This is a genomic window from Streptomyces fuscichromogenes, from assembly GCF_014645815.1.
In the GTDB taxonomy this organism is placed as follows: Bacteria; Actinomycetota; Actinomycetes; order Streptomycetales; family Streptomycetaceae; genus Streptomyces; species Streptomyces fuscichromogenes.
The window spans coordinates 199,313-223,570 of sequence record NZ_BMML01000017.1; the positions used below are offsets into that span (position 1 = coordinate 199,313).

21 protein-coding genes, 1 pseudogene and 1 riboswitch are annotated in these 24,258 nt (G+C 71.1%); of the genes and pseudogenes, 9 read left to right on the plus strand and 13 right to left on the minus strand.

Features of this window, described 5'->3' with window-relative positions:
- Positions 1–27 precede the first annotated feature (27 nt).
- From IEZ11_RS32395 to fahA, 8 genes are all read right to left on the minus strand, one after another.
- Positions 28–2,799 carry a fumarate reductase/succinate dehydrogenase flavoprotein subunit gene (locus IEZ11_RS32395; RefSeq protein ID WP_189266500.1) on the minus strand — a complete coding sequence of 924 codons (2,772 nt, stop codon included), beginning with the start codon at positions 2,797–2,799 and terminating at the stop codon, positions 28–30.
- 11 nt (positions 2,800–2,810) lie between these two features.
- The gene (locus tag IEZ11_RS32400; protein WP_189266501.1) at positions 2,811–3,581 is read right to left on the minus strand and encodes an ABC transporter ATP-binding protein; all 771 of its coding nucleotides are present in this window, start codon (positions 3,579–3,581) and stop codon (positions 2,811–2,813) included.
- On the minus strand, positions 3,565–4,482 hold the full coding sequence (locus IEZ11_RS32405) for an ABC transporter permease (RefSeq protein ID WP_229713491.1): 918 nt from the start codon (positions 4,480–4,482) through the stop codon (positions 3,565–3,567). Before IEZ11_RS32405 ends, IEZ11_RS32400 begins: the two co-directional genes overlap by 17 nt.
- Positions 4,479–5,825, minus strand: a complete 1,347-nt coding sequence (locus IEZ11_RS32410; RefSeq protein ID WP_189266502.1) for an ABC transporter substrate-binding protein — start codon at positions 5,823–5,825, stop codon at positions 4,479–4,481. Before IEZ11_RS32410 ends, IEZ11_RS32405 begins: the two co-directional genes overlap by 4 nt.
- Positions 5,826–5,841: 16 nt before the next feature.
- Positions 5,842–6,069, minus strand: coding sequence for a 4Fe-4S dicluster domain-containing protein (locus tag IEZ11_RS32415; protein ID WP_010986276.1), 228 nt, complete (start codon positions 6,067–6,069; stop codon positions 5,842–5,844).
- A gap of 34 nt (positions 6,070–6,103) precedes the next feature.
- Entirely contained in the window at positions 6,104–6,895 is a 792-nt protein-coding gene (locus tag IEZ11_RS32420; RefSeq protein WP_189266503.1) for a GntR family transcriptional regulator, read from the minus strand.
- Positions 6,896–7,082: 187 nt separating this feature from the next.
- A complete protein-coding gene (locus IEZ11_RS32425; protein WP_189266504.1) occupies positions 7,083–8,021 on the minus strand; it encodes a M56 family metallopeptidase in 939 nt (312 codons plus the stop codon).
- 285 nt (positions 8,022–8,306) lie between these two features.
- On the minus strand, positions 8,307–9,518 hold the full coding sequence (gene fahA, locus IEZ11_RS32430) for a fumarylacetoacetase (RefSeq protein WP_189266505.1): 1,212 nt from the start codon (positions 9,516–9,518) through the stop codon (positions 8,307–8,309).
- A 277-nt stretch (positions 9,519–9,795) separates the two neighbouring features.
- Between fahA and IEZ11_RS32435 the strand changes: the two genes are divergently transcribed.
- The 3 genes and pseudogenes from IEZ11_RS32435 (at position 9,796) to IEZ11_RS32445 (ending at position 12,295) form a co-directional block, all read left to right on the plus strand.
- Positions 9,796–11,040: a carboxylate--amine ligase gene (locus IEZ11_RS32435; protein ID WP_189266532.1), complete on the plus strand. Its 1,245-nt coding sequence runs from the start codon at positions 9,796–9,798 to the stop codon at positions 11,038–11,040.
- Between the two features lie 37 nt (positions 11,041–11,077).
- A pseudogene (locus IEZ11_RS32440) lies at positions 11,078–11,280 on the plus strand (NAD(P)/FAD-dependent oxidoreductase); the annotation flags it as partial.
- 208 nt (positions 11,281–11,488) lie between these two features.
- Positions 11,489–12,295, plus strand: coding sequence for an HAD family hydrolase (locus tag IEZ11_RS32445; protein ID WP_189266506.1), 807 nt, complete (start codon positions 11,489–11,491; stop codon positions 12,293–12,295).
- Positions 12,296–12,328: 33 nt separating this feature from the next.
- Here IEZ11_RS32445 and IEZ11_RS32450 read toward each other — a convergent pair whose 3' ends face one another.
- Positions 12,329–12,829 carry a transglycosylase SLT domain-containing protein gene (locus IEZ11_RS32450; protein ID WP_189266507.1) on the minus strand — a complete coding sequence of 167 codons (501 nt, stop codon included), beginning with the start codon at positions 12,827–12,829 and terminating at the stop codon, positions 12,329–12,331.
- 5 nt (positions 12,830–12,834) lie between these two features.
- A riboswitch (cyclic di-AMP (ydaO/yuaA leader) is annotated at positions 12,835–13,031 on the minus strand.
- Positions 13,032–14,014: 983 nt separating this feature from the next.
- Here IEZ11_RS32450 and IEZ11_RS32455 point away from each other — a divergent pair.
- The 5 genes from IEZ11_RS32455 (at position 14,015) to IEZ11_RS32475 (ending at position 20,149) form a co-directional block, all read left to right on the plus strand.
- Positions 14,015–15,025: a polyprenyl synthetase family protein gene (locus tag IEZ11_RS32455; RefSeq protein ID WP_189266508.1), complete on the plus strand. Its 1,011-nt coding sequence runs from the start codon at positions 14,015–14,017 to the stop codon at positions 15,023–15,025.
- A gap of 449 nt (positions 15,026–15,474) precedes the next feature.
- Entirely contained in the window at positions 15,475–16,764 is a 1,290-nt protein-coding gene (locus IEZ11_RS32460; RefSeq protein WP_189266509.1) for a LolA family protein, read from the plus strand.
- A 68-nt stretch (positions 16,765–16,832) separates the two neighbouring features.
- On the plus strand, positions 16,833–17,909 hold the full coding sequence (locus tag IEZ11_RS32465) for an ABC transporter ATP-binding protein (RefSeq protein WP_189266510.1): 1,077 nt from the start codon (positions 16,833–16,835) through the stop codon (positions 17,907–17,909).
- Positions 17,896–18,786, plus strand: a complete 891-nt coding sequence (locus tag IEZ11_RS32470; protein ID WP_189266511.1) for an ABC transporter permease — start codon at positions 17,896–17,898, stop codon at positions 18,784–18,786. Before IEZ11_RS32465 ends, IEZ11_RS32470 begins: the two co-directional genes overlap by 14 nt.
- Positions 18,787–18,949: 163 nt before the next feature.
- Positions 18,950–20,149, plus strand: coding sequence for a tetratricopeptide repeat protein (locus IEZ11_RS32475; RefSeq protein WP_189266512.1), 1,200 nt, complete (start codon positions 18,950–18,952; stop codon positions 20,147–20,149).
- 12 nt (positions 20,150–20,161) lie between these two features.
- Here IEZ11_RS32475 and IEZ11_RS32480 read toward each other — a convergent pair whose 3' ends face one another.
- The 3 genes from IEZ11_RS32480 to IEZ11_RS32490 form a co-directional block, all read right to left on the minus strand.
- On the minus strand, positions 20,162–20,626 hold the full coding sequence (locus IEZ11_RS32480; RefSeq protein WP_189266513.1) for a VOC family protein: 465 nt from the start codon (positions 20,624–20,626) through the stop codon (positions 20,162–20,164).
- Between the two features lie 31 nt (positions 20,627–20,657).
- Positions 20,658–21,623, minus strand: coding sequence for an EamA family transporter RarD (rarD, locus tag IEZ11_RS32485; protein ID WP_189266514.1), 966 nt, complete (start codon positions 21,621–21,623; stop codon positions 20,658–20,660).
- Positions 21,624–21,832: 209 nt separating this feature from the next.
- Positions 21,833–22,684 carry an SDR family oxidoreductase gene (locus tag IEZ11_RS32490; RefSeq protein ID WP_189266515.1) on the minus strand — a complete coding sequence of 284 codons (852 nt, stop codon included), beginning with the start codon at positions 22,682–22,684 and terminating at the stop codon, positions 21,833–21,835.
- A 191-nt stretch (positions 22,685–22,875) separates the two neighbouring features.
- On the opposite strand from IEZ11_RS32490, the gene IEZ11_RS32495 reads away from it, so the two are divergent.
- Complete coding sequence (locus IEZ11_RS32495; protein WP_189266533.1) at positions 22,876–23,214, plus strand: winged helix-turn-helix transcriptional regulator; 339 nt, start codon at positions 22,876–22,878, stop codon at positions 23,212–23,214.
- A gap of 162 nt (positions 23,215–23,376) precedes the next feature.
- Here IEZ11_RS32495 and IEZ11_RS32500 read toward each other — a convergent pair.
- On the minus strand, positions 23,377–24,258 hold an 882-nt coding region (locus IEZ11_RS32500; RefSeq protein WP_189266516.1), incomplete at its 5' end, for a 2-oxoacid:ferredoxin oxidoreductase subunit beta.

The window sequence follows — 24,258 nt, forward strand, 5'->3', positions numbered from 1 at the left end:
GGCTCGCGGAGGCGGCGGGGGAGCCGCTCACAGCCCCCTCGCCGCATACGCCCTGACGTCGGCGTCCGGGTCGGCCGTCGCCGTGGCCAGAGCCGCGCGGGCCTCCTCGGCACCGGCGTGCCGGATCAGGGCGAGCACGGCAGCCTTACGGACATCGGCGTTGCGGTCGGCGAGGGACTCGGCGAGGGCCGGCACCGCCACCGCGGCACCGGCGGCAGCCAGCGCCCTGGCGGCACCGACCCGCACCTGCCAGGCCGTGTCGGTCAGCGCGGCCACCGCGGCCTCGGCCAGGGGCGGCGGGCAGCCGACGCCCGCGAGGGCTTCGTAGGCCGCCCCGCGGACCAGCACATCGGCGTCGCCGACGAGCACGGTCAGCGCCTCCACAACGCCGTCCTCCTCGGCGGCGGCGCCGGCGGCTCCCACCGTGCCCAGCGCCCTCGCCACCGTGACCCGCACCTCACGGGACGGGTCGCCGACGGCACCCGCCAGGGCGTCGGCGGCGTCCACCGAGACCAGTGCCCGCACCGCCTCGATCCGTACCGCCGGATCCGAGTCGGCCAGACAACCGGCGAACAGAGCGGCGTCGCCCAGGCGCAGCGCCCGCAGGACGTCGAGCGCGGCCGCCCGAACCAGTGCGTCGGTCACACCGAGCACGTCGACGAGGGCACGGCCCAGCGCCGGATCCGACGGAAGCGTCTCGACCAGCTCACGCAGCGAGGCCGCGGCGACCGAACGGACCCCGGCATCGGGATCCGCCAGCGCACCGGCCAGCGCCGGCCCGGCCCCCGCCGGAGCCGTCTCCGTGAGCACCGACACGGCCGTCCGGCGCACCGAGGCATCGGCGTCGGTCAAGTAGGGCTCAAGGGCGACGAGTTCGGGCTCCTCCTCGGCGAGGGCGAGGAGCCCCAGCAGTCGGGGCGAGGCCGGCTCGGCCCGGTCGGGCTCCACCGGCCGTACGGCACCGGCCGCCACCGGCTCCGCGGCCACCGGCGGGACGTCCCGGGCGCCCGCCGTGGCCACGTCCAGCGGACGCACCTCGCCGATGTGCCGGGACGGACCGCCGACCGGGGCGAACTCCTCGACCGGCACCAGATACGGAGTCACGGGACGAGCCGTGAACTCCATAGCACCAGAGGGGGACTTGTGGAGATCGAGATGATGAAACCAGGAAGCGTCGTCACGCTCGGGGTGATCGAGCCGGTCGTGGTAGAGACCCCAGCGGGACTCGGTACGGGCCAGGGAGGCACGCGCGGCCATCTCCGCACAGTCCCGGATGAAACCCACCTCGGCACAGCGCATCAGTTCGTGCGGGGTACGGGCACCCATGGCGGCGATGTCGTCCCGCATCCGCTCGAAGGACTCCAGGGCGAGCGAGAGCCGGGCCCCGGACTTCGGCGGAGCCACGTAGTCGTTGACGAAGCGACGGAGCTTGTACTCGACCTGGGGCTGCGGCGGGCCGTCCGGATTGTGCAGCGGGCGGTACACCAACTCGTGCGCCTCACGCACCTGGTCGGCCGGCAACTCCCCCTCGTACGCCGCGTACTGGGCGGCGTCCGCACCCGCCAGGTCACCGAAGACGAACGCGCCGATCATGTAGTTGTGCGGGACACAGGCCAGGTCACCCGCGGCGTACAGGCGGGGGACGGTCGTCCGGGCATGGTCGTCGACCCGGACCCCGGAAGCGGAGTGCCCGCCGCACAGGCCGATCTCGGAGATGTGCATCTCGACGTCATGGGTCCGGTAGTCATGCCCACGCCCGGAATGGAACGTGCCGCGGGTGGGCCGCTCGGTGGAGTGCAGGATGGACTCCAGAGCGGAGACCGACTCCTCGGGAAGGTGGCTCAGCTTCAGGTAGACCGGACCGCGGTCCGAGGCCACCTCGGCGGCGAACTCCGCCATCATCTGCCCCGACCAGTAGTCCGAGTCGACGAACCGCTCACCGTGCCGGTTGACCTGGTACCCCCCGAACGGGTTGGCGACGTACGCGCAGGCAGGCCCGTTGTAGTCCTTGATCAGGGGATTGATCTGGAAGCACTCGATCCCGGTCAGCTCCGCGCCCGCGTGGTAGGCCATGGCGTAACCGTCACCGGCATTGGTCGGATTCTCGTACGTCCCGTACAGGTACCCGGAAGCCGGCAGCCCCAGCCGCCCGGCCGCACCGGTCGCCAGAATCACCGCACCCGCGCGGACGACGACAAAGGCCCCCGTACGCGTGTTGAACCCCGCCGCGCCCACCGCGCGCCCGGCCGCCGTCAGCACCCGCACCGGCATCACCCGGTTCTCGATCCGGATCCGCTCCCGCATCTCACGACGCCGCAACTGCCGGTACAGGACCTTCTTGACATCCTTGCCTTCCGGCATCGGCAGTACGTACGAACCGGAGCGATGCACCTGGCGGACCGCGTACGCGCCATGCTCGTCCTTCTCGAACTTGACCCCGTACGACTCCAGGCGCTGGACCATGGCGAAACCACGCGTCGCCGTCTGCCGGACCGTGGACTGGTCGACGATCCCGTCGTTGGCACGGGTGATCTCCGCGACGTAGTCGTCGGGCTCGGCCCGGCCCGGGACGACGGCGTTGTTGACACCGTCCATGCCCATGGCGAGCGCGCCGGAGTGACGGACGTGGGCCTTCTCCAGGAGCAGCACGTTCGCACCGCGCTCGGCGGCGGTCAGGGCGGCCATGGTGCCGGCGGTGCCACCGCCGACGACGAGGACGTCACAGGTCAGTTCCTCGGCGTCGGCGACGTCGGGAATCTCCAGGGGAGCGGGCGAGGGGGCGTTCGCGGGGGTGGTCACCGGGATGCCTTTCAGATGCCGGGCGAGGAGAGGACAGCGCGGCGCAGGGCCGCACGAGCCGGGTCGTCGAGGGCGCCGCGTTCACGCGGACGCGGAACGTCCCGCACGGACGCCACCCGGCCGGCGGCGAGCAGGGCGACCCGGTCGCCGAGGAAGAGCGCCTCGTCCACGTCATGGGTGACGAAGACGACGGTGGCACCCGTACCGCGCAACACCTCCACCAACAGGTCCTGCATGCCGGAACGGGTCTGGGTGTCCAGCGCCCCGAACGGCTCGTCCATCAGCACGACCCGAGGCGAACCCGCCAACGCCCGGGCCAACTGCGCCCGCTGGCTCTGCCCGCCGGACACCCGGTGCGGCAACTGCCCGGCCTGCGCGGCCAGCCCGACCCGGCCCAGCCAGGACTCCGCCTGCGCGCGACGCCCGGAACGGGCGACCCCCCTGATGGCGAGGGGCAGTTCGACATTGCCGCGCAGCGTCCGCCAGGGCAGCAGCGCGTCCTCCTGGAAGACCAGCGCCCGGTCCGCCGACGGCCCGGTCACCACCGTGCCGTCCTGGGACACCGTCCCGGCGAGCGGGGACAGCAGCCCCGCGAGCGTCCGTAGCAACGTCGACTTGCCACACCCCGACGGCCCGACCACGGTGAGGATCTCCCCTGCCCGGACGTCCAGCGCCACATCGTGCAGCACCGGGGCGCCCGGACGGCCGAGCACGGCCGCATCGAGCGTGAGCCGGGCCCCGCGTGCGCCCTCCGGTGCGGCGACCTCAGACGAAGTACTCATCGCGCGCCTCCTGACCGGTGTCGCCGCGGTCCTGCTGCTGGGCATCGGGCTGCTGCTGGGACTCGCCGTCGCCCCGTACTGCGACCGGAGCGCCGTCGGTGACGGTGTGCACCTCGGGACGGGGCCGGCCGCCGGGGACGTACGAGGTACGGGGCAGCCAGCGGGTCAGCCAACGGCCGAGCAACTCCACGGCCGTGGAAGTGATCCAGCCGAGCACACCGATCGTCACCATCCCGACGAACACCCCGGGGTAGTTGACGATCGTGTAGTCCTGCCAGGTGCGGTAGCCGACGCCGTACTGACCGGAGATCATCTCGGCGGAGATCACACAGATCCACGACACACCGATGCCGACCGACAGCCCGCCGAAGATGCCCGGCAGCGCACCCGGCAGCACGACCGAACCGAGGATCCGCCACCTGCCGCCGCCCATCGTGCGCACCGCCTCCTCCCACACCGGAGTGAGCGCGCGCACCGCGTGCCGGGTGGAGACCATCACCGGGAAGAAGGCGGCGGTGCAGGTGATGAAGACGATGCCCTGCTCGTCGGAGGGGAACAGCAGGATCGCGACGGGTACGAGAGCGATCGCAGGGATCGGTCGGAGCACCTCCAGGACGGGGCCGAGCAGATCCTCGGCGAGACGCGAGCGGGCGACGAGCACCCCCGTCGCCACACCCAGCACGGCCGCCAGCGCGAAACCGGTCAGGATGCGGCTGAGACTGTCGGTGAGATCCGTCCAGTAGTCGTCACCGGAGACCCGGTCGGCGAAGGCGCGGGCGATGTCGGCGACCGTCGGGAACTGCGAGAACCGTAGCCAGAGATCGACCTTCAGGCTGGTCAGCAACTGCCACAGCCCCAGGGCGGCGGCCAGCGACGCCACCCGCAGGACGTACCGGCTCACGACGCCCGCCGCAGCGCGTCGGCATAACTGACGACCTGCGCGCCGCCGTGCGCGTCGACGTACGCCTGCGCGGTCGCCCGTGTCACGAACGGCAGCAGCTGCCCACCGTCGGCCACCCACACCGCCTTGTCGGCGAACCAGAGGGTGCGGGTGGTGGCGTCGGGGACGTAAGCGGCGCGGATGTCGCCGTCGTGCCGGGCCATGTAGGCCAGCAGCTCCTTGGGGGAGCCGAAGCTCGTCGTTTTCCCGCCGCCCTTCGGCCACACCTCGCTCGCCGACGCCGGCGGTGCGGCATCGAGCCGCTTGGCGTAGTCGGCGGTGCCCAGAGCCGTCCTCACGTACCGGTCGTCGACGAACGAGTCCACGTCGACGTCACCGGTCAGCTTGGCGGCCTTGAGCACCGAGACGTCCTGCTTCAGCGCGGAGACCAGCGCGGGCTTGACGGCCGGATCGAAGGTGGCGATGCCATGGGCGCCGTTGTAGAGGTAGACGACCTCCGCCGGCAGACCGGTGGCCTCGGCGACCTTCTCGGCGGCGGTCACGGGACGGGCGTTGAGGTAGTCGGTGGCCTCCGCCTGGGCCTTGAGGAAGGCTTCGAGGACGGCGGGTCGCTGCTTGGCGAAGGCCTCGCGGGCTACGACGCCGTGGAACGTGGGAAGGTTCAGCTGCGCGCCGTCGTAGAGCGCCTTCGCCTTGCCCTGGTAGGCGAGCAGGCCCGGCCAGGCCACGAACTGCGACAGCGCGTCCACGCTGCCCGCAGACAGGGCCGAAGCCCCCATGGCGGGCTGCTGGTTGAGTTTGGAGATGCCCTTGTCCGGGTCGATTCCGGCGCGCTGCAAGGCACGGACAAGGGTGCCGTCGGCGGCGGACCCGATGCTCGTCGAGACCTTCTTGCCCTTGAGGTCCGCCAACGACGTCAGCTTGGAGTCGGCTGCGGTGACCACGGTGTTGAGGCCGCCACGGAGGTTGTAGCCGGTGACGGAGACCAGGCGGGTCGGCTGGCCGAGCTGTTTGCCGCGGGCCGCGTTGAGCAGCAGGGGGAAGTCGCCCATCGAACCGATGTCGATCTTCCCGGCGGTCATGTCGGCGGTGATCGGGGCGCCCGTGGCGTAGTCCTGCCAGTCGACCTTGTAGGTGTGGCCGTCATGGAGGGCGTCGAGCTGCTGCTCGAAGTAGCCGAGGGAGCGCAACAGGGTGCCCGCCGTGACGGTGTTGATGGTCTTGGACTGGTAGCCGACGGTGATGGTGACCGTGTTGTCGTCGCCTGCCCGGGCGCTGCCGCCACATGCGGAGAGCGGCAGCAGGAGAACGGCTGCGGACGCGGCGATCGCTTTTCGCTTCATGGGAGTTCTGGGCCTCTCACCGGAGCAGATAGGGCATGTTGACCGTGACGGCTCCGGTGGGACAGCGGGCCGCGCACGGGCCGCAGTACCAGCACTCGTCGACGTGCATGTAGGCCTTGCCGTTGCTCTCGTCGATGGCGAGGGAGTCCAGCGGGCACATGTCCACGCAGAGGGTGCAGCCGTCGATGCACTTCGACTCGTCGATGGTCACGGGCACGTCGGCCCGCTGGGGCGCCAGAGGCATGGCTGTCTCCAGGAAACGGGTCAGGCTGGGGTGGTCAGAGGGTGCGGTGAAGGAGGCCGCTCATGGTGATGCGGTCGCCGCGGAACCGGATGAACTCCAGGTCGACGGGCCGGCCGTCGGCGAGGTGGGTGAGCCGTTCCAGCATCAGGACGGCCGCTCCGCGCGGGGCCTGGAGCACGGCGGCGGAGTGGGCGTCCGCGTTCACCGCCTCCAGGGTGATCTCGGCGTGGCCCAGAGGCTGTCCGGTGATCGACTCCAGGAGCCTGAAGACGTCGTTGTTCTCCAGGTCGGCGCCGAGGAGGGCGGTGCCGATGTCGAGAGGGATGTAGGTGAGGTCGAGGGAGAGGGGAAGGCCGTTCAGACGGCGCAGACGTTCGATGTAGAGGACGTCGGCGCCGGGCGGGACGCTGAGGCGTTCGGCGACCGGGGTGGGCGCCGGGGCGGGTCCCATGGTGCGGACCTCGTTGGTGACCTGGCCGTGTTCGCGAAGGGTTTCCGCGAGGCCCATCAGACGGTCCAGCCCGTGCGGGTACTTGCGGGCGACGACCACGGTGCCCACGCCGGGCAACCGGTCCACCAGCCCTTCCGCCCGCAGCAGGTCCAGGGCCTGACGGACGGTGTTACGAGTGGCGCGGTAGTCGTCGGCGAGCGTGGATTCGTGCGGGAGCGCGCCGTCCGGGAAGGCGCCGGTGAGGATCTGGTGGCGCAGGAGGTCGGCGAGCTGCCGGGCCTGGTCCGCCCGCAGCCGGCGACGCGTCCGGTGGGCGGCGACCGTGGTCGCGGCGCCCTGACCGGAGTGCTCTCGGATGCGGTCGGCGGGTGGCATGGCTGGAACCATACCCATGCGGTAGGGAAGTGGGTGTTGCGGAAATGTTGCGCCACTTCAGGCCCCGTCCGGTACGCCGCTGAGCTGGGTTTATGCGGCGACGCGAGGAAGATGTGCCACCAGGGCGGCGAGCTGTGCGGAGATGTCGGCGCACGCCCGGACGTCCCCCCGATCCGGCCGGAACGTCCTAGCCGAGCGCGGTCAGTCCCGGTGCGAACGTGATCAGGATCGGCAGCAGGGGGACCAGGGCTGCCACCGTCGTCGTGAGGGCCCGCTGGTGGCGCAGCAGCCGTGGTGGTGGTTCCAGCAGGCGGTCGACCCGTTCGCCCAGCAGCCGGCGGCTCGACGCGCAGGACAGGACCCCGCGGTGCTGGTTCAGTTCGATCAGGGCCAGGGCGGTGGTGAGGTGGCCGCAACGGCGGGACGCCGTGTCGTCCGCGGCGAGTTCGACGAGCCGGTGGGTCTGGTCGCAGAAGTGCGAGAAGAGCGGCACGCGCGGGAAGCCCGTGGCCAGCGCGCTGGACAGGTGGAGCAGCCAGTCGTGGTGGGCGCGGGCATGGCCCTGCTCATGGGTGAGTACGGCGTCGAGCTGGTGGTCGGTGAGGCGGTGCAGCGCCCCCGTCGTCACGACCAGCTGGGGTGGATGGCCCGGCATCCACCAGGCGTCCGGGTACTCGTCCTCAAGTACCAGCATCGGTCCGCGTGCCGCGGGCAGTCCCGCCGGCAGTTCGGGTGCCCGCTCGCGCAGGTGTGCGCGGGTCCGGTCGCGGCGCCGCCGGGCCTCGACGAGTTCGCGGGCGAGCATCGCCGTCGTCCACGCTGCCCCGCATGCCAGCAGCATCGTCAGGGCGACCGCCCACACGGGCGCGACCGAGAGGTCGTACGCGGCGGTGACCGCCGGTGGCGCCGGTGCGAACACCCGGTCGCGCACGGTGTGGAAGACGGCCGCCGCGCCCAGGATCAGCGCGGTCAGGCAGCACATCAGCACGGTGGCGACCAGACACTGCCACACCCACAGCGCGACCACCGGTTCCCGCTCCGGCCACAGGGACCGCACCAGGGCGCGTGGCGCGGGTACGGCGGCCGTCAGGGCGACGGCGGTCAGCAGGAGCAGGCAGACGGTCATGCCAGGGCTCCGTTTCCTGATCGGAGATGGGCGCGGGTGGCGGGTGGTGCGGGGTGATACGCCGTCGCGTCGCATGACATGGCGCGTGCGCCGGCGCGTCACGATGTGCGCGCGCCGACGCCTCGCATGCTGCGCGTGCGGGCGCATCGCATGGTGCGTGTTCCGTCAGTATGACGGTCCCTGGTGCCCCGAGTCAGGTGTCGACGGCGATCCGGACGCCCCGCTTCATGGCTCGGCGAGCCGTGGTTCGACCCTGCTCCCGCACCGCCTGCCGCGCCGCCTTCCTCACCCCGCCGTGATGCGTCCCCTGACCTCCCCGAGCCCCACCCGGGTGCCGCCCGGTCCCGGGGCCCACCCCGTCAGCGTCACCACGTCGCCGTCCTCCAGGTACGTCCGCTTCCCGTCCGGGAGTTCGAGCGGATCGCGGCCGTTCCATGTCAGTTCCAGCAGCGAGCCGCGTTCCCCGGGCTCCGCGCCGCTCACAGTGCCGGAGCCGTAGAGGTCGCCGGTGCGCAAGGAAGCGCCGTTGACCGTCAGGTGGGCGAGTTGCTGGGCGGCGGTCCAGTACATGGTGGAGAACGGTGGCTCGGACACCGTGTGCCCGTTGATCGCGATCGAGATCCGCAGGTCGTAACCGGCGGGTTCCTCCGTGGCGTCGTCGAGGTACGGCAGCAGCGGGTGCGTCCGGCTCGGCGGGGCGACCCGTGCCTCCTCCAGCGCGTCCAGCGGGGTGATCCACGCCGAGACCGAGGTGGCGAACGACTTGCCGAGGAACGGGCCGAGCGGGACGTACTCCCAGGCCTGGATGTCCCGTGCCGACCAGTCGTTCAACAGGCACAGGCCGAACACGTGCTCCCTGAAGTCGCCCAGCGCCACCGGTCTGCCCTGCTGCGACGGTGTGCCGACGACGAAGCCGACCTCGGCCTCGATGTCCAGCCGCAGCGACGGGCCGAACTCCGGCGCCGGGTCCGACGGCGCCTTCCGCTGCCCCGAGGGTCGTACGACCTCCGTCCCGGACACCACGACCGTGCCCGCGCGGCCGTGGTAACCGATCGGCAGATGCTTCCAGTTGGGCGTCAGCGGTTCGGCGGCGTCGGGGCGGAAGATGCGGCCGGCGTTCCGGGCGTGGTTCTCGGAGGCGTAGAAGTCGACGTAGTCGGCGACCTCGAAGGGGAGGTGCAGGGTCACCTCGGGCAGCGGGTGCAGGAGCGGGGCGAGTGTCTCGCGGTGGGCGGGCACGGTCACCCAGGCGGTCAGGGCGCGCCGTACGTCCGACCAGGCGGTGCGGCCCGCGGCCAGCAGCGGGTTGAGCGTCGGGCGGGCGAGCAGGGAGGCGTACGGGGAGCCGAGTGCGAGGGCCGCGGCTCCGGCGTCGAGGACGTGGTCGCCGAGGCGGACGCCGACCCTCCGTTCCGTGCTCCCCGAGGTCGAGAACACGCCATACGGAAGGTTGTGCGGGCCGAAGGGGTCACCCTCGGGGACCTCGAAAGGGGGCAAGGGGGGCATGGGGTGACTGCCTCGCTCTCATCCGTGCCGCGCGGGGGACGGCCATGTGGCGACGTCACTATGGCGTTGCGCGGCGTTCCATGTGGTCGCGCCACACGTTACGGGTGAGTTGGCTGTCGTGGCAGTGTCTAAAGAGTTCGCAATGTCCCAATAGCCCTTGTCGGAGCGGGCAATTCCGGCTTAGCGTCCTTTGGGGGACACGGACGGGGTGGATCCGGTCCGTAGAGGGGGACACGTGGGGGGACCCGTGGCCAGGAATGCCGTCAGCGTGCCGTTCGAGGCGGACCGCGACGTGCCGGGCCTGATCGTCAAGTTCGGCGACTATCCGCTGCACCACGGCGGGGTCGGCGCGATTCGCAGTCTGGGCCGCGTGGGCGTTCCCATGTACGCGATCACGGAGGACGCTTATACACCGGCGGCCTCCTCCCGTTATCTCAGACGGGCGTTCGTGTGGCCGACGACGGGAGCCGAGGAACCGGACCGTCTCGTCGAGGGACTGCTGCGCATCGGCCGCCGCATCGGCCGTCCGGCCGTGCTGATCCCCACGGACGAGGAGGCGGCCGTCCTGATCGCGGAACACCAGGACGCGCTCGGCGACCGCTTCCTCTTCCCGCGTGTGGAACCCGAACTGCCCCGTCGGCTGGCGAGCAAGCAGGGCCTGCACGAACTGTGCGTGGAACACGGCATCCCTAGCCCGGCGGCCGCCTTCCCCGACTCGTACGACGAGCTCGTCGACTTCGCGGAGAAGGCCCGCTTCCCGATCGTTGCCAAGAACCGTGAGGCGTTCGTCCGGCGCAAGCAGCCCGCGGTCAACGGAACGACGCGGATCGCCACCCGGGAGGGGCTGCTCACCCTCGCCCGCGACTGGGGCGCCCATCCAGGTGTCATCCTCCAGGAGTACCTCCCGCGGGAGGAGGCCGAGGACTGGATCGTGCACGCCTACTTCGACGCCGACTCCACTCCGCGCGCCCTGTTCACCGGCGTCAAGGTCCGCTCCTGGCCGCCGCACGCGGGCATGACCGCGAACGCCTACGTCGTCGACAACCCGGAACTCGCCGACCTCGCCGCGCGTTTCATCAAACAGATCGGCTTCACCGGCATCATCGATCTCGACCTGCGCTTCGACCGCCGCGACGGACAGTACAAGCTGCTCGACTTCAACCCGCGCATGGGCGCCCAGTTCCGGCTCTTCGAGAGCGAGTCGGGGGTGGACGTCGTACGCGCCATGCACCTGGACCTGACCGGGCGCCGCGTTCCGGAGGGGGAACAGCGCGCCGGCCACCGGTACGTCGTGGAGAACATCGACCTGCCCGCCCTCCTCGCCTACCGCCGCAGCGGCTATACGACGCCGCACGCACCGAAGCGGCCGAGCGGGACCGAGCTGGCCTGGCTGGCGGGTGACGACCCGATGCCGTTCGTCACGATGCTCGCCCGCTTCGTGCGTCCGGGCGCGAAGCACCTCTACCAGCTGTGGCGCACCAACCGCCGCGGCTCAGGCACCGCCACGAAGTAGGCGCCACGGCCCTGGGGGGGGAGGGGGGAGGGACTTCGTGATCGAACCGGTAGCAGTCATCGGCGCCGGGCCCTTCGGCCTGTCCACCGCCGCCCATCTGCGGGCGCGCGGTGTCCCTGCCCAGATCTTCGGCGACCCCATGGTCGGCTGGCGCGACCACATGCCGGCCGGGATGATCCTGAAGTCCACCCCGGCCGCCTCCGACCTGGACTGCCACAGCGCGGGCACACCCTCGCCGACTAATGCGACACGGCCGGGATCCGCCGACTGGTCGTCGAACCGGATTCCGAGCCGCCGGACCTCCCCTGCCTGCAGCACACCGCGGACCGGGCCCACCGAAAACGTAACGCCCGCCACTGACAACGGCCCCATCAAGGAGGCGGCGGGCGCCACTTGAGGCCGGAACGCACTGTGAGTCCCAGGGGCGTCCGGTCCGTATTCTCTGATCATGGTCGCTCCCTCCCCGTACTCACTGATCGCCACCGACCTGGACGGCACGCTGCTGCGCGGCGACGACACCCTCTCGGAACGGTCGATCGCCGCGCTCGCGCGGGCCGGCCGGGCCGGTGCCAGGCACCTCGTGGTGACCGGCCGTCCCGCGCCGAGAGTGCGCCCGCTCCTCGACGACCTCGGCTGCACGGGACTCGCGGTCTGCGGCCAGGGCGCACAGGTGTACGACGCCGGTGCGGACCGGCTGCTGTGGTCGGTCACCCTGGACCGGGAACTGGCGGAGACCGCGCTCGGCAAGATCGAGGCCGAGGTCGGCCAGGTGTACGCGGCGGTCGACCAGGACGGCGTGGACGGGCTCACGCTCATTGAGCCGGGCTATCTGATGCCCCACCCCACACTGCCCGCGCTGCGCGTCGCCCGCCGTGACGACCTGTGGTGCGCGCCCATCAGCAAGGTGCTGCTGCGCCACCACACCCTGTCCGACGACGAACTGGCGGCGATCGCCCGCTCGGTGGTCGGGTCACTGGCGACGGTCACCATGTCGGGGCCGGGGACCGTCGAACTCCAGCCCTGCGGGGTGACCAAGGCGACCGGGCTCGCCCTCGCCGCCGGCCATCTCGGGCTGAGCTCCGCACAGGCCATCGCCTTCGGTGACATGCCCAACGACATCCCGATGTTCCAGTGGGCGGCCCACGGGGTGGCGATGGCCAACGCCCACCCCGAACTCAAGGCGCTGGCCGACGAGATCACCACGTCGAACGAGGACGACGGCATCGCCGTCGTCCTCGAAAGACTCTTCGACTGACGCCGTGCGTCGGCCGGGGTCGGCCGGCGTCGGTCAGTACGCGCCGTGCACGTTGTCCATCGAGCCGTACCGCGCGGCGGCGTAGTTGCAGGCGGCCGTGATGTTCGCGACCGGGTCGTAGATGTCGAACGACGTGCCGGCCACGTGGTAGGCGTTGAACGTCGGGTCGATCACCTGGAGCAGGCCCTTGGACGGGATGCCCTTGGCCGCGTTGGAGTCCCAGAGGTTGATGGCCCGCGGGTTGCCGGAGGACTCCCGGATGATGTTGCGGTAGATGCCGTTGTAGGAGCCCGGGATCTTCTTCTCGGCCATGATCGCGAGCGACTCGCGGATCCAGCCGTCGAGGTTGTTCGGGTACCCGGCCAGGGTCGTCGAGGCGGTCGAGGTGGCGGATCCGGCGGCGGGGGTGGCGGCGGACGCGGCGGTTGCCCCGATGAGAGGCAGGGCGAGGACGGCGGCGCCGGTGCCGGCGGCGACGAGCGTGCGGATGATGCGGTTGCGGCGCGGAGTGCGGTGCTGGGCGGCAGCAAGCATGGCGTTGTTCCTCTCCGTCGCCTGCGAGGTGAGCTGTCGGGTTCGGGCCCGGGGAGTGCCCGGCCGCACCGCCCGAAGACGATGCGACTTCACCCCTAGCCGTTCCGGAACGACGTCTGTCCGCTGACGTCGGTCGCCCGGTCCGGCGACTTACCTGGGTTCCCCGCTCCTGCCGTGCGAATGAACTCGTTGATGGGTTACGACGGGCGGCGGCAGGATTCGGCGTCCACCCGGCGAGCGGGAACGTATGCGAGAGCACATGTCCGGAACAAGTACCCGATGCACACAACACACCGATTGACCTTGGTCTGAGGCGTATGGGGTACTTGATCCTTTGCGCCTGCCAACCCTCAACTGGCCCGCAGGGAAAGGGAAGGGAGGCCTCTCCGTGACTTCGCGCCATTCGGGCCCGCGTGACCTACTTCACGAATCCGCAATATCCCGCAAATCGGACATGATGGGCGCGCGGAATCTCCCTTTTCCTGATTCGGCGGAATAACTCCGCGTCCTCGTTTTGCTGGGATTGTCCCCGCCTGCGTGTGATGAAGTGCGGGCTAATGCGTATGATTTGGATGTTGAGTCCGAATTATCACATTATGCGAAATCGGGGGTGGTGTGGGGCGGCGTAGTGACGCGAAGGCGTGCCGGTGGCGGTCCCGTTCGCTCGATCGGGTGCCTCGCCGGTGTGTCCGCCGTCAACTTCGAAATCGCCGGGTACGCGCGCGTGCCACCGGCCGGACCCGGCCGGGAAGTTGGACCGCCGGGTGTGCACGTGAAACGCGTCACGCCGAGGAAGGGGCACGGGGTTCGCCGAGAAGGCGGCACCTCTGTCGCGGGGCGCTGCGGAGTGCGGGGGCGTCTGCGTGCTTCGGTGGGCGTGCTTCGGTGGGCGGCGAGGGGGTACGCCCGGCCAGGTGACGCCGACCGGAGGGGCGGGGTCCTGGTGCGGGACACGACCAACGCCCCGGTTCGGGACAACGGTCCGCACTTCCTGTTAAGTCAGTGGATGTCAGGTCGTATCGGCTGATCAAAAACATAACGGTCGTGATCCGATAGCGCCCGGGGTGTAACCGTGGGCGCTATCGGTGATCGAAACCTGACCGGATACGCTGACTTGAGTGAGGGCAGCGACCTATCGACAAACCGCGTAATCGCCAGTAGACACCAGCAGACAGGAGACCCCTCGTGACCGTCGTCGGGCCGTTCGGGCTGAGCGTGCGGGACCAGGCTCTGGAAGCCGATGTCCAGGCCGGAATGACGGCTGTCGAGGAAGGCTTGCTAGAAGCCACCAAGAGCGAGGTCCCGTTCATCACGGAGGCCGCGCAGCACCTCGTGCGGGCCGGAGGCAAGCGGTTCCGCCCGCTGCTGGTGATGCTCGCCGCGCAGTTCGGCGACCCGTACGCGCCCGGTGTCGTGCCGTCGGCCGTCGTCGTCGAACTCACCCATCTGGCCACGCTGTACCACGACGACGTCATGGACGAGGCCGCCGTGCGACGCGGCGTCGACAGCGCCAACACCCGCTGGGGCAATTCGCTCGCCGTCCTCACCGGCGACTTCCTCTTCGCCCGCGCCTCCCAGATCCTCGCCGACCTCGGCCCCGAGGCGGTCCGGGTCCAGGCCCTCGCGTTCGAACGGCTGGTGACCGGCCAGATCCTGGAGACGGCGGGCCCGTCGGACGGCCGTGACCCGGTCGAGCACTACCTCGACGTGCTCAGCGGAAAGACCGGCTCGCTGGTCGCCGTCTCCTGCCGCTTCGGCGCGATGCTGTCCGGCGCCGACGAGACGGTCGTCGACGTCCTCACCCAGTACGGCGAGCGGCTCGGTGTCGCCTTCCAGCTCGCCGACGACGTCCTGGACATCGCCTCCGACTCCCACGAGTCAGGGAAGACCCCGGGGACCGACCTCCGCGAGGGCGTGCCCACGCTTCCGGTGCTGCGACTGCGGGAGATCGCCGCCCGGTCGGGGCTTGCCGAGGACATCGCCCTGTGCGAGCTGCTGGACTCCGACCTCACGGACGACGCGCGGCACGCGGAGGCCCTGACGGCGCTGCGGGCGCATCCGGCGCTGGAGCTGGCCCGCCGGGACGCGGTCCGGTACGCGGAGGAGGCACGCGCCGCGCTGGCTCCGCTGCCTGAGTGCGACCCGAAGGCCGCGCTGGTGGAGCTGTGCGACGCGGTGGTGCACCGGGCCGGATAGTCCCCGGTAGTCCCCGGTAGTCCCCGGCGGGCCCTTGTCGCATGACCCAGGTCGCAATGCCGGACCGAGTCCGACCAGGGGCGCGTCCCGTCGGCGGCCCTGTCCGTCCGCCACTCCTTCGTCGCCCCGGCGGCTCCTGCACCCCGGGTGCCGTCGCAGGCGTCCCCTGCCGGGCGGACCCCGTGCTCGTGCGGCGCTGGGCGGACACGGCGCGTGACAGGAGGCGCTTTCGCCGCGCGACCCCTACGGGTCGGTGAGGGCGCCTCCACCCTTGTGTCATACCGCAGGTGTACGCGGAGTTGGCTCCGTGGGCTGACGCCTGCCCGCCTCCGATTTGGTGAGATGGAAACCACGGAAATCACCACCGCTCACCGATTCGGGTGAGAATGGCGGCTCAGGGTGGGACACCTGCGAGGACGGCCGCCGCCGACGACGGAGGTAAGGCACACATGGCACCGTACGAATCCGACGACAGCACGGAGGCCGCGCAGGCAGGCGAAGAGCTGCGCGACGATTTGCGCGCCGAGCGGCGGCGCAAGGCCGCGCGGTACGTCGTCCCGGTCGCGGTGGTGGGCGTGGCCGCGGCCACGATCGGCCTGGTCCCGGCACTCGCCGACTCCGGTGACCCCGACCTGCCCAAGATCACCGCGCAGCAGCTCATCGACAAGATCGCAAAGTCGGACGTGCAGCAGCTGTCCGGCACCGTGAAGATCAGCACCGACCTCGGCCTGCCCGACCTCGGCGGTCTGGAGAGCAGCCTGCTGTCCGGTGCGACGCAGGGCCGCGGCGACGGCTCGTCCGCCGACCCGGCCGGCAAGCTCACCGAGCTGGCCTCCGGCACACACACCCTGCGGGTGGCCGTCGACGGCCCCGAGAAGCAGAAGGTGTCGGTGCTGGAGAGCGGCGCCGAGTACAGCCTCATACACAACGGCACCGACGTGTGGGGCTATGACAGCAAGTCCGACGAGGTCTACCACTCCACCGTCGCCGACTCCGGCAAGGCCGAGCAGCGCGAAACCCCGGCCACACCCAAGGACTTCGCCGACGAGGTCCTCAAGTCGGTCGACGACACCACGTCGGTGACGGTCGACGGCACCGCCCAGGTGGCCGGCCGGGACGCCTACCGGCTCGTCATCAAGCCCAAGCAGTCCGGTACGACGGTCGGCGCGATCAGCATCGCGGTGGACGCCAAGACCGGTACGCCGCTGAAGTTCACGCTCACCCCGTCGAGCGGCGGCGCGGCCGTGATCGACGCCGGCTACACCCAGGTCAGCTTCGCGAAGCCGACCGCCTCCACCTTCGACTTCACCCCGCCCAAGGGCGCCAAGGTCACCGAGGGCGACAAGGCCGACAAGGCCGATAAGGCCGATAAGGCCGATAAGACCGGCAAGAACGACAAGGTCGGCAGGGCGGACCGGGGCGGCAAGGCCTCCGGGGCACCCGGCCACGGCTCCGCCAAGGACCTCGACAAGTCCGGCTTCACCGTCCTCGGCAAGGGCTGGAACTCCATAGCCGTCCTCGACACCGGCAGCAAGGGCGGACTGCCCACCGGCTCGGCCTCCGGCGGCGGCGTCCTGAGCGGCTTCCTCGGCTCGCTCGGCGACTCCGTCTCCGGCAAGTTCGGCAAGGGCACCGTCTTCTCCACCCGGCTGATCAACGCCCTGATGACGGACGACGGCAAGGTGTACGTCGGCGCCGTGGACAAGGCGGCGCTGGTGAAGGCGGCGAACGCGGGCTAGTCCGGGCCGGCCCGGAGTCGCGCGGGTGCGGTGAGCAGCCTCTGCCGCACGAGGAATCGAGGGAGCCGATGGACCGACCGTCCGCCACGGAGCGAGAACCGGGTGACCCCGGTGACCCTGGTGACCCCGGGGACTCGACGGGACGTGGTGACCCGCCGGGGCCCGCTGCCCCGGGTTCACCTGGGGACCCGGCGAGCGGCGACGCGCCGGTGGGAGCGAGTGTCATCGACACCCGCGGCCTCACCAAGCGCTACCGCGGCGGACAGCTCGCCGTGGACGGTCTCGACCTGACCGTCCCCGCGGGCAGCGTCTTCGGCTTCCTCGGTCCGAACGGCTCCGGCAAGACCACCACCATCCGCATGCTGATGGGCCTGATCCAGCCCACCTCGGGCACCGCCCGCGTGCTCGGCCACCCGATGCCGCGCGCCTCGCGTGCCGTACTGCCCCACGTCGGTGCCCTCATCGAGGGCCCGGCGCTGTACGGCTTCCTCTCCGGCCGCGACAACCTGCTGCGGTACGACGCCGCCGACCCGGTCGCCGACCCCCGCACCCGGCGCGCACGCGTCGAGGCCGCGCTGGAGAGGGTGGGCCTCGCGGCCGCCGCGGCGAAGAAGGCGAAGGCCTACTCCCTCGGTATGAAGCAGCGCCTGGGCCTTGCCGCCGCGCTGCTCCAGCCCCGCGAGCTGCTGGTCCTGGACGAGCCGACCAACGGCCTCGACCCGCAGGGCATGCGGGAGATCCGTACCCTGGTGCGGGAACTGGCCGGGGACGGCACGACCGTGTTCCTCTCCTCCCACCTCCTCGACGAGATCGAGCAGGTCTGCACCCACGCGGCCGTGATGACCCAGGGCCGGCTGATCGCCCAGGGTGCGGTGGCCGACCTGGCGGCCGGGGCCCGCGGCCGGCTCGTGGTGACCACCCCGGACCCGGGGGAGGCGGCGCGGGTGCTCAAGGAACAGGGCGTCGCGGACGTCGTCGCCGCCGAGGACCGGGTGACCGGCGAGCCGCCCGAGCGCGACCTCGCCGAGGTGAACGCGGCGCTCGTCACGGCCGGCGTCCGGGTCCGCGGCTTCGTCGTGGAACGGGCCTCGCTGGAGGACGCGTTCGTGGCACTGACCGGGGAGGGCTTCGATGTCGCAGGCTGACCTGGCCGTCGTCGACACGGCGGCCGTACGGCGGCCGAGCCCGCTGTGGACCTTCGGCCTGCTGCGCAGCGAGCTCGTCACCACGTTCCGGCGCTGGCGCACCCTCGCCCTGCTGGGCGTGCTGGCGGCGGTGCCGATCCTCGTCGGGATCTCCGTCAGGATCGAGACCCGGGGCGGCGGACAGACCGGCCGCGGCGGCGGGGAGGGCCCGGCGTTCATCGCCCAGGTCACCAACAACGGACTGTTCCTGGTGTTCACGGCACTGGCCGCGACCCTCCCGTTCTTCCTGCCGATGGCCGTCGGGGTGGTCGCCGGGGACGCGGTCGCGGGCGAGGCCGACGCGGGGACCCTGCGCTATCTGCTGGTCGCCCCGGCGGGCCGTACCCGTCTGCTGCTCGCCAAGTACACGACCACGATGGCCTTCTGCCTGGTCGCGACCCTGGTGGTGGCCGCCTCCGCGCTCGCCGTCGGCGCGCTTCTCTTCCCGCTCGGCGACCTGACGACGATCTCCGGCACCCGGATATCCTTCGCCGACGGTCTCGGCCGCGCCCTGCTGATCGCCCTGGTGGTGGCCGTGTCCCTGGCCGGTGTCGCCGCCCTCGGTCTGTTCGTGTCGACCCTGACCAGCAGCGGTATCGCGGCGATGGCGACCACCGTGGGCCTGCTCATCACCGTCCAGATCCTCGACCAGATCCCTCAGCTGCATGCGCTCCAGCCGTATTTCTTCTCCCACTACTGGCTGTCCTTCGCCGACCTGGTGCGCGACCCCGTCTACTGGGACGACCTGGTCAAGAACCTGGAGCTGCAGGCCCTGTACACGGCGGTGTTCGGATCGGCGGCCTGGGCGCGGTTCACGACGAGGGACATCACCGCCTAGCCGGAGCCTGCTTCCCGGTGCTTCCCCGTGCTTCCCGGTACTTCCTGGTGCGAGGCTGTGACGTCGCGGTGACGTGGGAGCCGTGCCGAGCGGCGAGACTGGATCGTACGCACGAGTACGACCGGAGTACGACCGGATGGTGACGCCGGGGGAATGAGGGCCGATGTCCCGACTCAGCCGCGAGGAGAAGCGGGAAGTGCAGCAGGAGGGGCTCCTGGCACCGGTCGATGTCCGGGTGGCGGGCGCGACCGCGTCCGTGGACGGCGTACCGCTGTTCCCGGGCCCCGGTGAGGAACCCCAGCAGGCGGTCCTCAACCACCTCCAGCACCTCGCCCGCGGCGCCGGCCGCCCGGTCCTCGCCACCATCCACGACACCCGCATTGGCTACGTCGTCCCCCTCCAGGTGAACCTGGACGGCTCCAGCAGCTTCACCGGCGACCCGGTACGGCTGGCGGCCCCGCCCGTCGAGCCGAGGGAACAGCCCGCCCCGCCGACTCCGCCCGCCCCGCCCGTCCGGTCGGCATCGCCCGTACTGCCCGCCCCGCCGCTGCCCCCCGCCCCGGGCACCGTCCAGCCGCCCACCGGTGCCTTCGGCCCGCCGCCGGTGATGACCACCCCGGCACCACCTGAGACGGCCCTGGCTCAGGTTCCGGCTCGGGCTCCGGCGCCCACTCGGATCCCGGCTCCGGGGCCCGCCAAGGTCCCGGCTCCGGCACCGGCTGAGCCCCCGGCTCCCGTGACCGCCCGGGTCCCCGTTGCCGTACTCGCCCTCGTCCCCGAAGAGACGTCGGCCGACCGGGATCCCGACCCCCGGTCCACCCCCACTCCCGCCCGCGGTTTCGACGCGGTCGCCGAGGAGGTGCTCGGGGACGAGCCCGTGGCCTTGACGGCCGAAGGGGCCGCGCTGCTGACAGAGCCGGTGGCACGGATCAACGAGGCCGTCCGGACGGGCCGTATCGAAGCGGCGGCCGAGCTCGCGGAACGCACCGTCGCAGAGGCCGCCGCGGTCCTCGGCGACGGCCACACCGAGGTGCTGCACCTGGGCGAGCTGACCGCGTACATCTCCTACCTGGCGGGCGACCCGGAGCGGGCCTTCCACCTCTCCCTCGACCTGGCCCGGCAGCGCCGGCACGCGCGGGACGGCGAGGCGGCGTACGGGAACGTACGGAGCGCGGCGACCGCCTGGCGGGCGGTGCGCGACCCCGAGCACGGGCTGCGCCTCGGCCGCGAACTGATCGACCTGTGGACGCAGCTCACCGCCGAGGACGGCCCGGCAGGGGACGACATCGAGGAACTGGAGTCGGCCCACGCCCGGATGGACCGTCTCACGGAACGCGCCCGCCGAGCCGCACAGAACGCCTGAACGGCGTCGCCGTCACTGCACGCAGAACTCGTTGCCCTCCGGGTCGGCCAGCACGGTCCACGCCCCGGAGGGCTCGGAGACGTGCCGCACCACCGTCGCGCCCAGCGCTTCGAGGCGGGCCACCTCGTCCGCCCGCTTCCCCTCCCCGGCGTGCAGGTCGATGTGGAGCCGGTTCTTGCCGGACTTCGCCTCCGGCACCCGCTGGAACAGCAGCCGCCGCCCCAGCCCCGTCCCGCGCTCCTCGTCGTACGGGTCGTCCGGGTGCCGCACGGCGATCAGGTCACGGAAGGCGGCTCGCCCGTGGTACTCCAGGGCTGCCGCGCCGGGCAGCGCGCCCAGCTCCAGGAGCCGTTCGACGAGCGCGCTGTTGTCCTCGGCCACGTAGTGCAGCGCGGCGGCCCAGAAGTCGGCCTGGGCGTGCGGGTCCCGGGCGTCGACGACGAGCTTCCAGTGCAGGGGTGCGGGCGTCTGCGTCATGCCGCCCACTTATAGCCGACGGCTCTGACGGTCACACCTGGCTTGCGGGAGTCTCCGCGACCGGGGCCGCCGACCGTGGTAGAGAGACCGCCGCGAGCACCCGCGCGGACCGCCGGGCGGTGCGCAGCGCGTCCCAGGTGAGCAGGGCGAGGGCGAGCCAGACCAGGGCGAAGCCGGCCCAGCGTTCGGCGGGCATGGCCTCGTGGAAGTAGAGGATGCCGAGCAGGAACTGGAAGACCGGAGCCAGGTACTGCAGCAGGCCCAGCGTGGAGAGCGGGACGCGGATCGCGGCGGCGCCGAAGCAGACCAGAGGAACGGCGGTGACGATGCCGGTGGAGGCCAGCAGGGCCGCGTGCCCGGCGCCGTGGCCGGCGAAACTGGACTCGCCGTGGCCGGACAGCCAGAGCAGGTAGCCGAGCGCGGGCAGGAACTGGATCGCCGTCTCCGCCGCGAGTGACTCGATACCGCCGAGGTTGACCTTCTTCTTGACGAGTCCGTACGTGGCGAAGGAGAACGCGAGGACGAGGGAGATCCACGGCGGCTGCCCGTAGCCGATGGCCAGCACGACGACGGCGGCGAAACCGACGCCCACCGCCGCCCACTGCACGGGCCGCAGCCGTTCCTTCAGCAGCAGCACGCCCATGGCGATGGTGACGAGCGGGTTGATGAAGTAGCCGAGGGAAGCCTCGACCACGCGGCCGGCGTTCACGGCCCAGATGTAGACGCCCCAGTTGACGGTGATCACGGCGGCGGCGACCGCCACGAGGGCCAGTCGGCGCGGCTGCCGCAGCAGCTCACCTGCCCAGGCCCAGCGCCGTACGAAGACGAGTGCGGCGGCGACGAAGACCAGGGACCACACCATGCGGTGGGCCAGGATCTCCATCGACCCGGCGGGCTTCAGCAGCGGCCAGAACAGGGGGACCAGCCCCCACATCCCGTAGGCCGCGAAGCCGTTCACCAGTCCTGTCCGTCGCTCACCCTTCGATATGTCGGCCACCGGCCCTCCTCACACCCAGTTTCTTCAGCACACCGGGATGAAGGTAGCGCCGAGCGCCCCGGTCTGTCATGGCCGTATCGGCATACGGTCATGACAGACCGGGGTCGCCGCCATCCGGGGGGCTCGCGGGGCCTGCCGGCGCTTGCGGGGCTTGCTGGGCCTGCGGGGCCTGCCCGGGGTTACCTGGGCTGACCTGCGATTACCTGGGCTTACTTGAGCGCGGCGGTGATCGCCTCCGCGATCGGGGAGGTCGGGCGGCCGGTCAGGCGGGAGAGGTCGCCGGAGTCGACGACCAGCTCGCCCTTGGCGATCGACGCGTCGACGTCGACCAGGATCGCGGCGAACATCTCCGGGACGCCGGCGCCGGTGAGGATGCCCTGGAGCACCTCGCCGGGCACGGAGTTGTAGGCGATCTCCTTGCCGGTCTGCAGCGACAGTTCCGCCGCGTACTCGGCGAAGCCCCAGGCGACGTCGCCGCCGAGCTCGTAGGTCTGGTTCTCGTGGCCCTCGCCGGTCAGTACGGCGACCGCGGCGGCCGCGTAGTCGGCACGGGAGGCCGAGGAGACCCGGCCCTCGCCGGCGGCCGTGACGACGGCGTTGTGCTCCAGGGTCGGGGCGAGGTTCTCGGTGTAGTTCTCGTGGTACCAGCCGTTGCGCAGCAGGGTGTACGGCAGGCCGGAGGCGAGCAGTACCTCCTCGGTGGCGCGGTGGTCGTCCACCAGCGAGGCGTGCAGGCTGCCCGGGGCGCTGGTGTACGCCAGCAGGGCCACGCCGGCCGCCTTGGCGGCGTCGATGACGATCTTGTGCTGGGCGGGGCGGCCCTTGTCGAACTCGTTGCCGGAGATCAGCAGCACCTTGTCGCCGGCGGCGAAGAGACCGTCGAAGGTCTCGGGGGAGTTGTAGTCCGCGACAGCGATCTTCACGCCCGCGGCGGCGAAGTCGGCGGCCTTGGTCTCGTCGCGCACGACGGCGGTGATCTGCTCGGCCGGGACCTTCTCCAGCAGCTGCGTCACGACGTGACGGCCGAGGTGTCCGGTGGCTCCGGTGACAACGATGCTCATGGTGTGCGATCTCCTTGTGGGGTTCCGATGTCACTAACCCTAGGAGGTGCGCTAACTGAAAGAAAGTACCCACTTTGAAGTAAGGTACTTGCATGTCAGTAAGTACCCATGAGGTCGAGGGGCGCCCCGGCGCGGGTGCCGGGACTGCCGGCACGCGCGAGAAGTGGGACAAGTACGTCGTCGGTGAGGCGATGTGCCCGTACCGCCTGGTCCTGGAGCACGTCACCAGCCGCTGGGGCGTACTGGTCCTGATCCAGCTGCTCGACCGCCCCTACCGGTTCAGCGAACTGCGCCGCGCGATCGGCCGCGTCAGCGAGAAGATGCTCACCCAGACCCTCCAGACCCTGGAACGCGACGGTCTTGTCCACCGTGACGCCAAGCCGGTCATCCCGCCGCGCGTCGACTACTCCCTCACCGACCTCGGCCGTGAGGCGGCCCGTCAGGTACGGGACCTGGCGCTGTGGACCGAACGGCGGATGGCGGACGTGGAACGCGCCAGAGAGGCCTACGACGAGGCGAAGCGCGTCTGAGGCGAGACGTGAGGGCCGCGCTCTGAGACGTGAGGGCCGCGCTCTGAGGCGTGGGGGCCGCACCTGAGACGTGGCGGGTGTGCCCTGAGGCGCGGGGGTGCGCCCGGAACGCGAAGCGGGGCCCGGACGTGGTCTCCGGGCCCCGCCGCGTCGTTGCCGAGGTCAGCCGACGACGGTCCAGGTGTCCCCGCCGGCCAGCAGCGCCGCGAGATCGCCCTCGCCGTGCTGTTCCACCGCGGTGTCCAGCTGTTCGGACATCTGTACGTCGTAGACGGGTCGTTCCACCGAGCGGAAGACGCCGACGGGCGTGTGGCGCAGGGTGTCGGGGTCCGCCAGCCGGGACAGCGCGAACGCCGTGGTGGGGGAAGGGGAGTGGGCGTCATGGACGAGGATCTCGGACTCGTTGTCCGAGGTCACGTCGACCACCGACAGGTCGCCGGTGAGCCGGTCGCGTACGACACCGCGGGCGAGGTCGGCGCCGAAGCGGATGGGCTGTCCGTGTTCCAGGCGGATCACCGCCTCCTCCGCGGTCTGTTTGTCCTTGAGGGTGTCGAAGGCGCCGTCGTTGAAGATGTTGCAGTTCTGGTAGATCTCGACCAGCGCGGTGCCCGGGTGCGCGGCAGCCTGCCGCAGGACGTCGGTGAGGTGCCTGCGGTCGGAGTCGATGGTGCGGGCGACGAAGGACGCCTCCGCGCCCAGGGCGAGACTGACGGGGTTGAACGGGGCGTCCAGCGACCCCATCGGCGTCGACTTGGTGACCTTCCCGACCTCGGACGTCGGCGAGTACTGGCCCTTGGTCAGGCCGTAGATCCGGTTGTTGAACAGCAGGATCTTCAGGTTGACGTTGCGGCGCAGCGCGTGGATCAGGTGGTTGCCGCCGATCGACAGCGCGTCGCCGTCACCGGTGACCACCCACACGGACAGGTCGCGGCGGGAGGCGGCCAGGCCGGTGGCGATGGCGGGGGCACGGCCGTGGATGGAGTGCATGCCGTAGGTGTTCATGTAGTACGGGAAGCGGGAGGAACAGCCGATCCCGGAGACGAA

Bases quoted from the DNA above. Each gene is read 5' to 3' on its own strand.
- IEZ11_RS32400 (WP_189266501.1), bottom strand. From the start codon at position 3,581: ATGAGTACTTCGTCTGAGGTCGCCGCACCGGAGGGCGCACGCGGGGCC.
- IEZ11_RS32410 (WP_189266502.1), bottom strand. From the start codon at position 5,825: ATGAAGCGAAAAGCGATCGCCGCGTCCGCAGCCGTTCTCCTGCTGCCG.
- IEZ11_RS32415 (WP_010986276.1), bottom strand. From the start codon at position 6,069: ATGCCTCTGGCGCCCCAGCGGGCCGACGTGCCCGTGACCATCGACGAG.
- IEZ11_RS32420 (WP_189266503.1), bottom strand. From the start codon at position 6,895: ATGCCACCCGCCGACCGCATCCGAGAGCACTCCGGTCAGGGCGCCGCG.
- IEZ11_RS32425 (WP_189266504.1), bottom strand. From the start codon at position 8,021: ATGACCGTCTGCCTGCTCCTGCTGACCGCCGTCGCCCTGACGGCCGCC.
- IEZ11_RS32445 (WP_189266506.1), top strand. From the start codon at position 11,489: ATGGTCGCTCCCTCCCCGTACTCACTGATCGCCACCGACCTGGACGGC.
- IEZ11_RS32450 (WP_189266507.1), bottom strand. From the start codon at position 12,829: ATGCTTGCTGCCGCCCAGCACCGCACTCCGCGCCGCAACCGCATCATC.
- IEZ11_RS32460 (WP_189266509.1), top strand. From the start codon at position 15,475: ATGGCACCGTACGAATCCGACGACAGCACGGAGGCCGCGCAGGCAGGC.
- IEZ11_RS32465 (WP_189266510.1), top strand. From the start codon at position 16,833: ATGGACCGACCGTCCGCCACGGAGCGAGAACCGGGTGACCCCGGTGAC.
- IEZ11_RS32470 (WP_189266511.1), top strand. From the start codon at position 17,896: ATGTCGCAGGCTGACCTGGCCGTCGTCGACACGGCGGCCGTACGGCGG.
- IEZ11_RS32475 (WP_189266512.1), top strand. From the start codon at position 18,950: ATGTCCCGACTCAGCCGCGAGGAGAAGCGGGAAGTGCAGCAGGAGGGG.
- IEZ11_RS32480 (WP_189266513.1), bottom strand. From the start codon at position 20,626: ATGACGCAGACGCCCGCACCCCTGCACTGGAAGCTCGTCGTCGACGCC.
- IEZ11_RS32490 (WP_189266515.1), bottom strand. From the start codon at position 22,684: ATGAGCATCGTTGTCACCGGAGCCACCGGACACCTCGGCCGTCACGTC.
- IEZ11_RS32495 (WP_189266533.1), top strand. From the start codon at position 22,876: ATGTGCCCGTACCGCCTGGTCCTGGAGCACGTCACCAGCCGCTGGGGC.